We start from the raw sequence: 13426 nt of genomic DNA on the forward strand, positions 1-13426 counted from the left end.
CTTGTTCGGAGCATCCTTAGAGACTGGAAGAGTCCTCCCAGTAATCATCATTATGGTGGTGTTACCGTGGGGCTTGAGCGCTTGAGGCACTCCTAGATAAAACGGCCCTGGTAAGGGGCCGCTTACTGTCGCGAACGGCCAAGTATCCTGCGTTTACTCGCTGGCTAGGCGGCCCTTCCTCCCTCCCCGGCTCCATCCTCCACCAACTTGTTTCGATCTATCGGGCGCAGGTTTTTTATGAAACTGGACACGGAGTGCTCAGGCGCGCGGATCAGATCCAGCGCATGTCCTTTATGGGCGAACATGAGGACGCGGGCCATGCTCACGTAGAATTTGTAAGTGGTGGCGACATCTTCATGACCCATCTGCCGGGTGAGCGCTTGAGCGGCAGCCAGGTAGAGCACCTCTAGATTCTCCGTTAGCAAGCGATCTCCGAAGAAGCCTATGAGGTACTGGGTCGGCCACCAGTGCCTGGTCTGGTAGAAATTGATGTGAGACCTGAAATTGCTGTCGATCTTCGCGGCGTTGTTCTTCGCATCGTGCGTTCGAGACGCAATCCTGTCGACATCGACGGGTATCCCCCGGGAGGTCAGAAACAATACATCGGGCGGACAGTCTTGTTTGAACCGCTTCTTGTAGAGCTGTTTACGAACGCCATAGTGGGGAATGATGTAGTTCTCTTCGAGGGCTTTAAGATCATCCATGTGTATGGTGATCTCACGATCCTTGCCTCCTTTGCTGTTGTAAACCGTGTATTGCGTGGTCACATCTCCCTTATTCATATTCGAATACGGCATGATGTGCTTGTTCGCGGCATTACCCAGATACGGGAATCTGACCAAGTCCATAGGACGCATCGCGGTACCTAACGCGAGAAGAAAGATAGACGCATATACGGGGTCTGAGTACGATTGCAAAAGCAGCTTGATTTCATCGTCAGTGATCAGGAAATCGTACTGTTTCTGCCGACTTTGCTTGTCCAAAACTCGGATGTTATTCGAGTTAATCCTCGACGTACCAATTCGATTGATGTAGTTGAGCATCCGCCCACTACGGAAATTCGCGCGCCACGTTCGGGTCGTCACATCGACATTGGTCACATAGCCGTGTTCGTTCAGCCACCTGAAGAAGTTCAGGAGCACTTTAGCGTCTTCGAAGATGGTTTCAGAGGACGGCTTCAGAGAGTTTTTTTCGAGCCGTTCAAGCTGGCGGTGCACCTGCCATCGGCGGATGTCCCTGTTGTCCGCTAAGGCATGGTAGTACTCCAGATCAACGTTCTTCATTTTCGGCTGTGTCGACAGGAACCGGTAGAACATCGAAATAAGAGTCGCGTAACGTGTTGAGGTCGCTATCGATGACCGGGTGTGTTTATACAGAAATAGGTTGGGGTGGCTCAGCAATAACTGCTTGTTCTTCCGCTGGGCGACCAGCACACAGTGCGTAACTTCCATCCCCAGCTCTACGCTGTTGTAAGTGAGCTGCTTGGTCTTGATTTGCAGACCGGCATTGACGCTAGACGAATGCGTTTTGTCAATCACGATCAGTCTCCGGCTGGGACTTTGAAGAAGACGAGCTCGTCCAGGCCCCAGGTCATGCTGGGCGCATCGGCATTATCGGCTGCCCGGATCTCCTGCTCGGGTAAAGCGTTGCGCTGATAGATGAAGACCCTTTGCGCCTTTCGCTCAGTGTCCAGCAGCATGTAGGGAACGTGCAGCGATTTCTTGAAGGCGGCGGGAATGTGCTTGATGAAGTTGTTAATCTCTGCCCGGGAGAACAATGGCAACCGTATTATCAAGCAGGTTTCACCAGGTAAGGCCGCGTATTGCGAGGCAAAATTTCTGAATCTGGAGATGTACCTGTCTGCAAAGAGAACCACGTGTACATCGGGCATAGATGTAAAGCGTGCAAACTTTTCCCTGATGGCCATGAGCTCCGCTTCCTTAGCATCCTCAAAATCATCCAGGCTTTTCGTGCGTTGGTAGTGGATGCACAACTGCTCGATGTCGACATCGTAAATTATTTTGTTCTGACTCGATGTGCTCTGAAGCGGTGCTTCCCGCTGGGAAGCTGCTGCCAGCTTGAGCTCCAGTATGGAGTTCTTCTTCATGAGCTCGACCGCATGAAGGGTCTGTTTCTCCAAGGACTTGCGCAGCTGATTGCTTTCGAACATGGCGATGTCATCGTTCATCAATGTGCTGATGTGGCTGTTGATGGCCCTGGCAATCTCCTTGTCTCGCTCCACCAGAACCTGATCGAGACGTGCCTTCCACTTCGCATCGACGGCATTGATAGTGGCCTGGGTTTCCACCTTGGCCTTGGCCACTGTGCCATCCACAAGATCTGATACGTCTTTTTTACCAGCGATGTAAGGCTTGAACTCTGAGTAGTAGCGATCAAGCGCTTGGCGAGTAATGCCTGCGCGTTGGGCTACCTCCACCAGCTTGAGTTTGTGGGTGGTGCCGGACGTGTAATGCGAGACGATGATGTCCTTGATGACCTGCCGACGGTCAGATTGAGCCGCCGCCTGTGCAAGCAAGACATCCGGGCTATGTTCATCTGCAGCGGCTTGTACCGGGACTTTGGCATTTTTCACTATAGGACTGACCTTAGACATGGCGCACCTCAATGTGCCTCGACGCCGAGTGTCCGGTGCTGATGAGGTTATTCAGGTGACCTTCGCTCGTCGCAATACGACGCAACAGTTCGGATTCCGCCTTGGGCGCGAGCTTCCCGCGAGCGTTATCCAGCACCGCTTCGTAGAACTGGATATTGTCCGCCAATGCTTGCTTGGCTGAGCCCAGCATCACGATCTTTTTGCACTCCAGCTTGCAGTTGCCAGGGTCTGGCATGATCAAGCCCTCGTCGAACTGCCTGCCTTCCAGGCAAGGGGGCAGATTCGACGGAGTGAAGCGCTCGCCTGAGAGGCAATACGTGCCCATGGCGGTACGGCGGATGAAGAGGGGCTCTCCGGCCTTCAGCAGGTGGCTGACATACGAGACGACGGTCACCTTGAACTGCTGACCTGCAAACTCATCCGGACGCTTGAGGATTTGCTTGTAGATACGCTCTGCAGCAGCCCCCGAATGACCAAGCCGCAGGCCGGCAACGATGTCGTGAAACTCCCGGGCGTAGTTCTGTTCAATCGCCAGGGCGACGCTGCGCACCATGAGCGGATTTCGCGCGATGTACCGAAGCGTCATCGCATAGCTTTTGTGCCCGAACAACGCACGGATAATGTCGATGTTGCGCTCATCCCGGTTGATCAAGATCTCAGCAATGGTCTTTCTGAATCTGTGGCAATGCAGCCGCTCGATGGGCAACACATTCTTGAGCTGTTCGATCACCGACGTGATCTGAGAGGGAGTGGCCCTGTTAACGACCTTTGTTGAGCGCATAGGCTGAAACAGCCAGCCTTCCTTCACGAATGGAGGAATTGATCGCAGCTGCTCATATTTGCGGATCATGTCACCGACAAAGCGGGGTAGGGGAAGGGCATCATCCTCACCGTGCTTAGGACTGGCAGCGGTCTTCCAGCGAGTGATCTTCAGCCAGTAGTCGCCGTTATGATCTTGCGTGACATGAGAGAAATGCATCGCAGCCAATTCACCCTTGCGCGCACCGGTCACCAGAGCGACGAGGATGAAGATCGAGTTGCGAATGCCATCCAGAACCTTGCCGTAGCCAGTTACCCAGCTATAGGTGAGGTGCGGCAGATCGTCTTTGAGATGTTTATGCACTTGAGGCTTCATCACTTTTTTTCCATCGATTTCGATGGTGCACAGCGCCTCAAGCTCCAGTAGGGGTTCACGCCGGGTGACCACGCGATCCTTCAGGAAGGCGAATTCGGTTTTCACCAAGTAATCCTTGAGTGCCTCTGCCTTGGGCATCACGCGTTCCAGCCAGAAAAAGGCGTACTCCATGAGGATCTCCAGATCCTCTTCCGAATACGCGATCCAGCTTTCTATTGCGCCGTTGAAGCGATTCTGTACCACTTCCTTTCGGCGCTCAGGGATGTCGATATGCTCTGACGAGACATCCAGCCGAAGCGCTTCTGGGAGAAGCTTCTGTTCGGAGAGCCTAGCCCAGAAGCGCAGATGCTTGAAAAGCGCGAAATAGTGGTGCTTCGCCGTGCTGGCTTTGGCACGCTCAAACGCCTGGTTGATCATCGGCATCGAGATCAGGGCAATATGCTGAGGCTCGGCAGTGAGGCCGTTGTCTTTGAAGATGTACTGCTCGACGATCGCGTACTCGTTGCCAAAGGCCTTAGTCGTGGTGTTCGAGCGGATGTAACTAAACGGCGAAAACGCTGGGACTGTGTGATACGTCAGCGCGCGTTTGAGGTCATTAGAGCCTGGGAGTTCGCGATCAAACCGGATGTTGTTCGGATGCGCGTGAGGCCCGTGTGGCAATGACCACATGGCATCACTGTAGCGAACACCATTGCTAACCGGGAAGTCCTCGCCCATCTGGGCGATCTTGTTGGCCAACGACATCGATGGCTGTGACGCCTTGGACGTCAGCTCCTCTTGAAGTGCGTCAAGCTCCTCCAGCAGGGCCTCCGAATAGTCCTCATCAATGTCATCCAGGATCGCTTGGGCGTCTGCATCGATAATGTTCTTGCCGGCCTCGGTAGCTTCGGCTGCATCGGTGTCTTCGTCGTCGGATTGGTCGCGAGTTTGCTTCCGGTGCCCAGGGTTTTTGGCTTCGGCTTCGGCTTCGGCTTCGGCTTTGGCTTTGGCTTTGGCTTCTGATTTTGCTTTTGGTTGAGCACCTTCCTGGCTAACCTCGGCGGTGGCCGCTGGCTGGCTTTGCTCGTCTTCGGTCAAGGTGCCGTCAGGCTGAATCGAGAAGGAGGTCAGATTGTTATTAGGCATTGTGCACCTCACTTTCAAAGATGATTTCCAACAAATCGAGGTCGCGCGGGAGCAGCGGCCCATTGTTTCGGCGGTAACGAGCGGCTTGCTTGATCTCGTCGTAATCACCCCATTCGTCGAGGATGAACCTGATAGCTTCTTGCTCTTTCACAAACCGAGATGAGAATCCGCCGGCGCCGGATTCCAACAGCTCACTCAGGTGCGCATCACGCTCCATCAGGTAGGGCAGGGAGTCTTGGAAAATCCGAAGTTGAGAGCAGAAAATGCACTCCTTGATCTTCCAGCACTTCTTGCCAGTCGTGGCAATGATCTCGGAGCCGACCCAATTCGGCTTAGTTTGATCCGCACAGCCCCACATCGCCTTGAGTTGTCCCGGGATATGGAAAACCTTCCACATGGCTGCGGCCAGCGCTTGGGCATGCTTGCTGAGCATCCCTTTGAATCTACGCGCCCGCAGCAGCTCAATGATGGCCTCCAGCTCACTACGCAAGCGCTGCAGGCGTTCTTGGTGAGCGGCTGCAGAGTTGTCGTAGAACATATCCGTGGTGTCCCGACTTTCATGGCCCATAGTCATGGATAGCAGCGCAATGGGGTTGTCCCGCTTCTTGTAAAGCAGCCAAGTCGGGCGCAGGCGTCGAGTCAGTTCACTGGCGCTCGTCAGCCTCTTTCCGTTATCCACTACCTCGTACTGCTGAAGGAAATGCTGCACGCACACCCGGAACGTTTTAGGGTGAGCGATGGAGGTAAGGCGGCCACCCCGGCTCCAGTCCTCTCTCAGGCGCAAGCAGAGGAACAGCGGGTTCATCTGGTCTTCCGTCATGTCCACTGGGATCTGGTCGATCGGATACCGGGTCAGCGGCGCGGCCATGTGCCTGGCCAGAAGAATCAGGTTGTAGAAGGAGTACGGATCATCACCGCTTGTGGGGATCTCAATGCGTTTCGCGTCGAAGTAAGTCTTGTCATTACCCTGAGAGCGTACCTTTTCCGCAAACACGACCTTGACTGCTTCATCAATGGTGCCGGTCAGGAGGTGCTCGAAATTGTCTTTATCCAGCGACAGAGCTGTCTCTTTGTTCCACCCTGACTGGAACATCATAAACAGCAGGATGGCGGTCATATCGACGACCGTCGGGTAATAGAACCCAAGCACTTCGTCGACCATCGGTAGGAATAGCGCCTCCTCACGGTTCGCCACGGTGAACCGGTACAGAAGCAGCTTGATGACGTCTTGGCAGCCCACCCCGTAAACGTTCAGGTTTTTTCTGCGCAGCTCGTTGTAGAGGTAATCCAATGACATCTCAAACGGGTAGCCGTGGATCAGGAAGGTCTTGATCACGCGATGGTAGTCAGGCTGCCAAAAGCTCATGGGAATGCCCGCCAGGGGATCTTCTCCCGCGTCGAATGCGGGAAGACTTTTCACCTCGCGTTCGTAGATCGCTCTGAGGCGTTGCATCGCCGTTTCGGGGGTGAGCGTAAGCTCGCGAAGTTCCGGATCCGTGCATTCAGAGAGTCGCTTCAGCCACACTTGTTTGTTTGGCTTGATGTCGTTTACACGCTGATAGTGAAAGGACTGCAGCATCCTGACCCGAGTCCGAACTGGGAACACCTGGTCGTTGATCTCATCTGCGGTATACGGCTGGACGTTCTCCACTTCTTCGCGGAATACCATTTTGTCCCAGAGGAGGTTGACGTGCGTGGACAGTGCCTCCTCCAAGGAATAGAGGCCCTCGGGGGACAAAGGCGGGTTTTTCCCCATCTTGGGCGGCATGGGCACGATCGGCAGCGTCAGCAGCGGAAGCTTTCCGGTTTCTTCCGCTACGAGTTTGACTGCTGATTTGAAGATTTCCGGCTTAGCAGGCGTGTCGCCTAGGTCATAGACGTACTCGATGTAGCGGTTGAAGACCTCTGCGTTGATGTCCGTGTACATCTTGATGTGCAGAGGTTCAGGGTTGTTCGAGTTGTGAAGGTGCGCGAAGTCCACGAAGAGGCTGATGGCATCGCGCAGCAGGTAAGCCCGTGCGGGGTTTCTGGCAGGGGAATAAAGAAGGAACAACCAATGGAGGCATGCGCAGACGTTGCTGGTTGGATCATAGTTAGGGTTGCCCAGGTATGAGCACGCCACCTTCCGGCCAGTGGAGGTCACTACTTCGGTAATGCTGTGGTCGAAGGCAGACATCAGTTGCGGTCTCCGGTTTGGCTGGTTTTAGAGTTGTTTTTCGTGGTGTTTTCTGTGTTGTTTTTTGTGGGCGACTGGCGCTGGACGTGGGATTGCCAGGCCTCCGCAACACGGGCCTTGAGGTCTTCCAGGGTGCCATCGTTGATTAAATGCAGATCGCCAGGTGCCTGGGCGACGCCATGCTCTGAGGAGTGAGCATTGATCTTCTGCAGGTTCGGTCTGGTGATGTGCCAAATCTCTCCGTTATGCGCCCGAAGAAACGCAGCTTCGTTCTCAAAGCGAATGTCCTTGAAGATGATTGTTCTCGCGTTTGCCGGGATCTGCCCACGCGGGGTCGGCTTTGTTACGGGGCGGTGGCTGCGCCGGGCATCAAAGTCCGGGTACAGGTCGTAAGCGTGACGTTTAAGCAGCGCTACGGCATCGGCAGGGGAGAGGCCCCAGTAGCTGTCGAGAGTCTCGTAGGAATCTGAGTTCCAGATCTGGTCGTCGCTGAAGTCGAAGAACGCCTGAGCTGCCAGCAGGAACGGAGCGTCCGGGGCACTGAGATTTGCGGGGGTTGCAGGGGGTTGTGGGCGTTCTGGGGGATTGATCTCCCTGGCAGCTCTCATTAGCCAATGGTCTGCGTTATGATGGCGCATCCATTCAGTACCCACCGTTTGAAAGAACTCGCGAGGCGAACGGGCCCAGAGCTCGATGGTTTCTTCCTTAATGTCGTCCTGCCACGCCTCTGCGTCTGTCAGGCCGAACAAAGCTTGGCACCCCACCTTGAGTGGGTCAGCCAGAGCGAAGGCGGCGACCCCCGGAATGCTCAGAAGCATCGAAGCAACGGTGTCTTTGCCAGATCTGGCTAAGGCGGCTAGGCCGATAATGGTTCTCACGGTGTACTCCTGTTTTCGGCTCAAGCCTTGTGGGCTGGGGATTTGAGCACGTTTACCTTTTAGTGAAAAGGGTTATAATTTTCTGATGTTGACGTTTTTGAAAAACCGAAAACAAGATGCCACCTATGCATATCAGGGTGGTGGGCGCGGCCTGTCGCTTGCGCGCATTGCCACCCTGGAGACCTTCGTTCAGGGCGATTTGCGCCCGGACCTGACCCTGGTGTTCGACCTGTCGGTGGAAATCGGCCTGTCCCGCGCTGCCGCCCGTGGCCGCCTGGACCGTTTCGAGCAAGAAGGCCAGGCCTTCTTCGAAGCCGTGCGCCAGGCTTACCTGGCCCGCGCCCAGGCTGCGCCGCAGCAATACCGGCTGATCGATGCCGCGCTGCCGCTGGCCCAGGTACAGCAGTCGCTGGACACCTTGTTGCCGCAGATCCTGGAGCGTTGCCGTGGCTGAGGCGTTTCCCTGGCAGCAGGCTTTGTGGCAGCAATTGGCTGGGCGTACCCAGCATGCCCATGCCTACCTGCTACACGGCCCGCAAGGCATCGGCAAGCGGGCTATGGCCGAGCGCCTGATGGCCTTGTTGCTGTGCCAGCGTCCGGAGGCCCTGAAGGCCTGTGGGCAATGCAAGTCGTGTCTGTTGCTCGCAGCGGGAAGCCATCCGGACAACTACGTGCTGGAGCCGGAAGAGGCCGACAAGCCGATCAAGGTAGACCAGGTTCGCGACCTGGTGTCTTTCGTGGTGCAGACCGCGCAGTTGGGCGGGCGCAAGGTGATATTGATCGAGCCGGTCGAGGCCATGAACGTCAACGCCGCCAACGCCTTGCTCAAAAGCCTCGAAGAGCCTTCGGGCAATACCGTACTGCTATTGGTCAGCCATCAGCCCAGCCGCTTGCTGGCAACCATCAAGAGTCGCTGTCAGCAGCAGGCTTGCCCGCTACCGAGCCGTGAGCAAAGCCTGGCCTGGCTTGAGCAGGCCTTGCCCGACTGCGATGAGCAGGAGCGCCTGGAGCTGCTGAGCCTGGCCGCCGGTTCGCCGTTGGCTGCGGTCAGCCTGCAGTCCCAGGGTGTGCGCGAGCAGCGTGCACTGGTGGTTGAGGGCGTGAAGAAGCTGCTCAAGCAGCAGCAATCGCCCAGCCAGTTGGCCGAAGCCTGGAGTGCCATTCCCTTGTTGCAGCTGTTCGACTGGTTCTGCGACTGGTCCAACCTGGTCCTGCGTTATCAGTTGACCCAGGACGAAGAGGGTTTAGGCTTGAGCGATATGCGCAAAGTGGTCCAGTACCTGGCGCAGAAGAGCAACCAGGGCAAGGTCCTGGAGATCCAGGACTGGATTCTGGCCCAGCGCCAGAAGGTGTTGGGCAAGGCCAACCTCAATCGGGTGCTGTTGCTCGAGGCGCTGCTGGCGTCCTGGGCAATGTTGCCGGGCCAGCGTTGAGCTGGCCCTTCCTTCATTACTTTTCAGCGTTGTCATGTGCCCATGCTTGTAGATTCCCATTGCCACCTTGATCGTCTTGATCTCACTGCTCACCAGGGCTCCCTCGATGCGGCCCTGGAGGCCGCCCGCGCACGTGGAGTGGGTCACTTCCTGTGCATCGGCATCAGCGCCGACAACGCCCAGGCGGTCAAGGACCTGAGCGAGCGCTACAGTGACGTCGACTGCTCAGTGGGCATTCATCCGTTGGACCTTACGCCTGATGGTGCGCCGCCGCTGGACTGGCTGCTCAAGGAGCTGGAGCACCCGCATGTGGTGGCCATTGGCGAGACCGGTCTGGACTACCACTACGAGCCGGAAGCGGCGCAGGTGCAGCAGGACTCGTTCCGCCTGCACCTGGAGGCGGCCAAGGTCACGGGCAAGCCGGTTGTCATTCACACGCGTGCAGCGCGCACCGACACTTTGAACCTGCTGCGCGATGCCGACCTGGGCCAGGCTGGGGTGCTGCATTGCTTCACCGAAGACTGGGACATGGCCAGAGCGGCGCTGGACCTTGGCTATTACATTTCGCTGTCGGGCATCGTCACCTTCCGCAATGCCGATGCGTTGCGCGATGTGGCACGGCAAGTGCCAGCCGATCGGCTGCTGGTCGAGACCGACTCGCCGTACCTGGCGCCGATCCCTTACCGCGGCAAGGCCAACCTGCCGCAGTACGTGCGCGAAGTGGCGGAGTTCGTGGCCATGGTACGTGGTGAAAGCTATGAGCAACTGGCCGCGCAGACGACGGCCAACTTCAAGCGACTGTTCCCGTTGGCCCGGGTAGCCTGAATAGCTTCAGGTAGGTTCGGCGATAAAAAACAGGCAAAAAAAACCCGGGTTCTGGGGGGTGAATCCGGGTTAAGACCATTAGGAGTAAAACAAAGGCACGCGGTCCCTGAGCACCTTTATCGGCGCGCAACATGGGGGGATGTGCTGCGCCAACACCTGAAGTATTGGTCAGGATTGGCGGGCCGCCAGCAACAGTTGCTCGTTTTTTAAACAGATTTGGAATACGTCCGTCGCTGCTGAGCACTCATCGCTCTGCGATTTCTCGCACAATGGCCAGGGTTTCGTCGATTATCTGTCTGGGTGTGTAGAAATGCGGGGAAAATCGTACCCCGGGGCCCCGCACTATGCATACCACCTGTTGCTGCTTGAGCTGCTGGTAGACCTGGGTGTTGGCAATGCCGGCAATGCTGAAGGAGACAATCCCTGCGCGGCGCCTCAAGTCCTGCGGGCTGTGCAGGCGTACTCCAGGGATGGCTGCCAGGCCTTGGTGCAGCCATTGCACTCGTTCCTGCAGCGCTGCCGCTACCTGATCCATGCCCACCTCTTCGAGCAACGACAGGCTGGCCTCGAGCGCCGCTGCACCGAGCATGTTCGGGCTGCCGCACTCAAAGCGTCGGGCACTGTGGGCGGGTTGCCACTCGTTGCGGCTGTAGTCGCCCAGGTGTTCGAGCATGTGCCAGCCGTACTCGCTGAGCTTGAGCAGCGGGCGCACTTCGGCTCGGCAGTAGAACACGCCCAGGCCTTCCGGGCCGAGCATCCATTTGTGCCCATCAGCCATGGCAAAATCGCACTGACAGGCCTGGACGTCGAAGGGCAGGGCGCCCAGTTGCTGGATGGCGTCGATGCAGAACAGTATTTCCCGTTCGCGACAGCCTTGCCCCAAACGCACCAGGTCAAGGCGCAGGCCGCTGGCGAACTGTACGGCGCTGATCGCCAGCAGACGTACCTTGGGGTCGCAGGCTGCCAGCAAGGCGCCTTCCGGATCGCTGCCCTTGAGGCTTACCTGGATAACACTGACGCCTTTATCGGCCAGGGCTTCCCAGACGATCCGGTTGGAAGGAAATTCTTCGTCGCTGATGACGACTTGGTCGCCAGCCTGCCAGTCGATACCGAAGGCGACAAACGACAGCGCCTCTGACGTATTTTTGACCAGAGCTATGTCATCCGTCGATGGCGAATTCGTCAGGCGCATCAGGCGTTCGCGCAGCCGTTGCTCTATAACGATCCAGTCCGGATAGTTCCTTGCGCCAAGCAAAACGTTCTCGTTAGCGAAGCGTGAAACCGCCAGGCTGGTGCGTCTGGGCCAGGGTGCGATGGCTGCATGATTCAGATAGCGCAGGCCCGGGGCCTGCTCAAACTCATCAAGAAACATCAACATGGTTGGATGATCCGTGCATTTTGCCGCAAGTTAGGCATAATAACCGGCTTCGATTTTGATCCAGTCCTTCTTATGCAGAAAGAACCTCGTAAGGTCCGTGAGTTTCGTCGCCGAGAGCAAGAAATTCTCGATACCGCGCTCAAGCTGTTTCTCGAACAGGGTGAAGACAGTGTCACCGTCGAGATGATCGCTGATGCCGTCGGTATCGGCAAAGGCACGATCTACAAGCACTTCAAGTCCAAGGCGGAGATCTATCTGCGCCTGATGCTCGACTATGAGCGCGATTTGAACGAACTGCTGCACTCTGCCGACGTCGACCGCGACAAGGAAGCCCTGTCGCGCGCCTACTTCGAATTCCGCATGCGTGATCCGCAGCGCTATCGGCTGTTCGACCGCCTTGAAGAGAAGGTGGTCAAGGGCAACCAGGTGCCGGAGATGGTCGAGGAGTTGCACAAGATTCGCGCCTCCAACTTCGACCGCCTGACCTTGCTGATCAAGGGCCGCATCAGCGAAGGCAAGCTCGAGGATGTACCGCCGTACTTCCACTACTGCGCTGCCTGGGCGTTGGTGCATGGCGCCGTGGCGCTCTATCACTCGCCGTTCTGGAGCAATGTGCTGGAAGATCAGGAAGGCTTCTTCCAGTTCCTCATGGATATTGGCGTGCGCATGGGCAACAAGCGCAAGCGCGACCCGGATAGCGCCGGTAGCTGAGACATTCAGCCAACCATCGTGCTACTGGGATGGGGTGCCGAGGAATATACTCAGGTATGAGGCTTGCAAAAACCTGATTTTTGAGTCAGGTTTTGCGAGCCCGATTCACCCATGCCGGAGTCATCCATGATCGTCGACCGCCAAGGCAGGCGTTTTCGCAATTTGCGTGTCAGCCTGACGGCTGCCTGCAACTACGCCTGTACCTATTGTGTGCCGGACGGCAAGCGGCTGGTGGCTGCCCAGGACGAGCTCTCGGCCGAGGCCATGGCCCGTGGCGTGGGTTACTTGGTGGAAGCTGCCGGCATCGAGCGGGTGCGCGTCACCGGTGGCGAGCCGCTGGTCAGTCCAAAGCTTGAAACCTTTCTCAGCTCAATCGCCACCCTCGGCCTGGATGAAATCAGCCTGACCACCAATGGTCAGCTACTGGCGCGCAAGTTGCCCGTGCTGCACGCAGCGGGTATCCGTCGCCTCAATGTTTCCCTCGACACCCTCGACCCGGGCGCTTTCCGGCGCATTGCCCGTGGTGGCGACCTGGCGACGGTGCTCGATGGCATGAGCCAGGCCAGCGCCGCCGGCATGCAGATCAAGGTCAACATGGTGCCGTTGCGCGGGCAGAACTTCGATCAGGTCCTGCCGCTGCTGGAGTATTGCCTGGCCCACGGCTATGAGCTTCGCTTCATCGAGCTGATGCGCATGGGGCACCTGGCCCGCGACAGCAATGCCTTTTTGCAGCAGTTCGTCAGCCTCGAGCACTTGCTGCAATTGATCGGTGGGCAGTACGAGTACCTGCAGGCCAATGCCCCGGTGGATGCCACCGCCTTGCGTTATCAGATCCCGGGGCATGGCTACTTTGGCGTGATCGCCAACGAGAGCGTACCGTTCTGCCGCACCTGCTCGCGTTTGCGCCTGTCCTCCACCGGCTGGCTGCACGGCTGCCTGTCCTCGAGCAACCGTCACTTTATCGGCGATTTGCTCGATAAGCCGCGCCACCAGGCCTTGCCGGCACTGCAGGGGTTGCTGGTCAAAGCCCTTGGCGACAAGCAAACAGTGGCATTTTCTGGCGGCGCGACGGTGATGAAGATCATTGGCGGCTAAGACTGGCGCAAAAGCTGCATCTGCCAGCTGTTCGCCGGTTTTCCGTCACCGGCCAC

Annotated in this window: 10 protein-coding genes and 1 pseudogene; 5 read left to right on the forward strand and 6 right to left on the reverse strand. The window is 57.2% G+C overall.

Features of this window, described 5'->3' with window-relative positions; all coding sequences use genetic code 11:
* Positions 1–164 precede the first annotated feature (164 nt).
* From M5G17_RS23280 to M5G17_RS23300, 5 genes are read right to left on the reverse strand one after another with little or no spacing between them, the layout of a single operon-like run.
* Entirely contained in the window at positions 165–1538 is a 1374-nt protein-coding gene (locus tag M5G17_RS23280) for a site-specific integrase (RefSeq protein WP_273895244.1), read from the reverse strand.
* A 2-nt stretch (positions 1539–1540) separates the two neighbouring features.
* Positions 1541–2614, reverse strand: a complete 1074-nt coding sequence (locus M5G17_RS23285) for a hypothetical protein (RefSeq protein WP_273895245.1) — start codon at positions 2612–2614, stop codon at positions 1541–1543.
* A complete protein-coding gene (locus M5G17_RS23290; RefSeq protein ID WP_273895246.1) occupies positions 2607–4874 on the reverse strand; it encodes a tyrosine-type recombinase/integrase in 2268 nt (755 codons plus the stop codon). The genes M5G17_RS23285 and M5G17_RS23290 overlap by 8 nt, the downstream gene beginning before the upstream one ends.
* Entirely contained in the window at positions 4867–7050 is a 2184-nt protein-coding gene (locus M5G17_RS23295) for a hypothetical protein (RefSeq protein ID WP_273895247.1), read from the reverse strand. Before M5G17_RS23295 ends, M5G17_RS23290 begins: the two co-directional genes overlap by 8 nt.
* Entirely contained in the window at positions 7050–7928 is an 879-nt protein-coding gene (locus M5G17_RS23300) for a deoxynucleotide monophosphate kinase family protein (RefSeq protein WP_273895248.1), read from the reverse strand. The genes M5G17_RS23295 and M5G17_RS23300 overlap by 1 nt, the downstream gene beginning before the upstream one ends.
* A gap of 112 nt (positions 7929–8040) precedes the next feature.
* On the opposite strand from M5G17_RS23300, the pseudogene M5G17_RS23305 reads away from it, so the two are divergent.
* The 3 genes and pseudogenes from M5G17_RS23305 to M5G17_RS23315 form a co-directional block, all read left to right on the forward strand.
* Positions 8041–8382, forward strand: a pseudogene (locus M5G17_RS23305) (dTMP kinase); the annotation flags it as partial.
* Positions 8375–9361, forward strand: a complete 987-nt coding sequence (locus M5G17_RS23310; RefSeq protein ID WP_273895249.1) for a DNA polymerase III subunit delta' — start codon at positions 8375–8377, stop codon at positions 9359–9361. The pseudogene M5G17_RS23305 and the gene M5G17_RS23310, both read left to right, overlap by 8 nt.
* Before the next feature lie 42 nt (positions 9362–9403).
* Entirely contained in the window at positions 9404–10186 is a 783-nt protein-coding gene (locus M5G17_RS23315) for a TatD family hydrolase (RefSeq protein ID WP_273895250.1), read from the forward strand.
* A gap of 244 nt (positions 10187–10430) precedes the next feature.
* Here the strand turns inward: M5G17_RS23315 and M5G17_RS23320 are convergent, their stop codons facing one another.
* A complete protein-coding gene (locus tag M5G17_RS23320) occupies positions 10431–11564 on the reverse strand; it encodes an aminotransferase class V-fold PLP-dependent enzyme (protein ID WP_273895251.1) in 1134 nt (377 codons plus the stop codon).
* Between the two features lie 72 nt (positions 11565–11636).
* On the opposite strand from M5G17_RS23320, the gene M5G17_RS23325 reads away from it, so the two are divergent.
* Positions 11637–12275, forward strand: coding sequence for a TetR/AcrR family transcriptional regulator (locus M5G17_RS23325; RefSeq protein WP_130265647.1), 639 nt, complete (start codon positions 11637–11639; stop codon positions 12273–12275).
* A 126-nt stretch (positions 12276–12401) separates the two neighbouring features.
* On the forward strand, positions 12402–13370 hold the full coding sequence (locus M5G17_RS23330) for a GTP 3',8-cyclase MoaA (protein WP_273895252.1): 969 nt from the start codon (positions 12402–12404) through the stop codon (positions 13368–13370).
* Positions 13371–13426 lie beyond the last annotated feature (56 nt).

Source organism: Pseudomonas rubra, assembly GCF_028656935.1.
Classification (GTDB): Bacteria; Pseudomonadota; Gammaproteobacteria; order Pseudomonadales; family Pseudomonadaceae; genus Aquipseudomonas; species Aquipseudomonas rubra.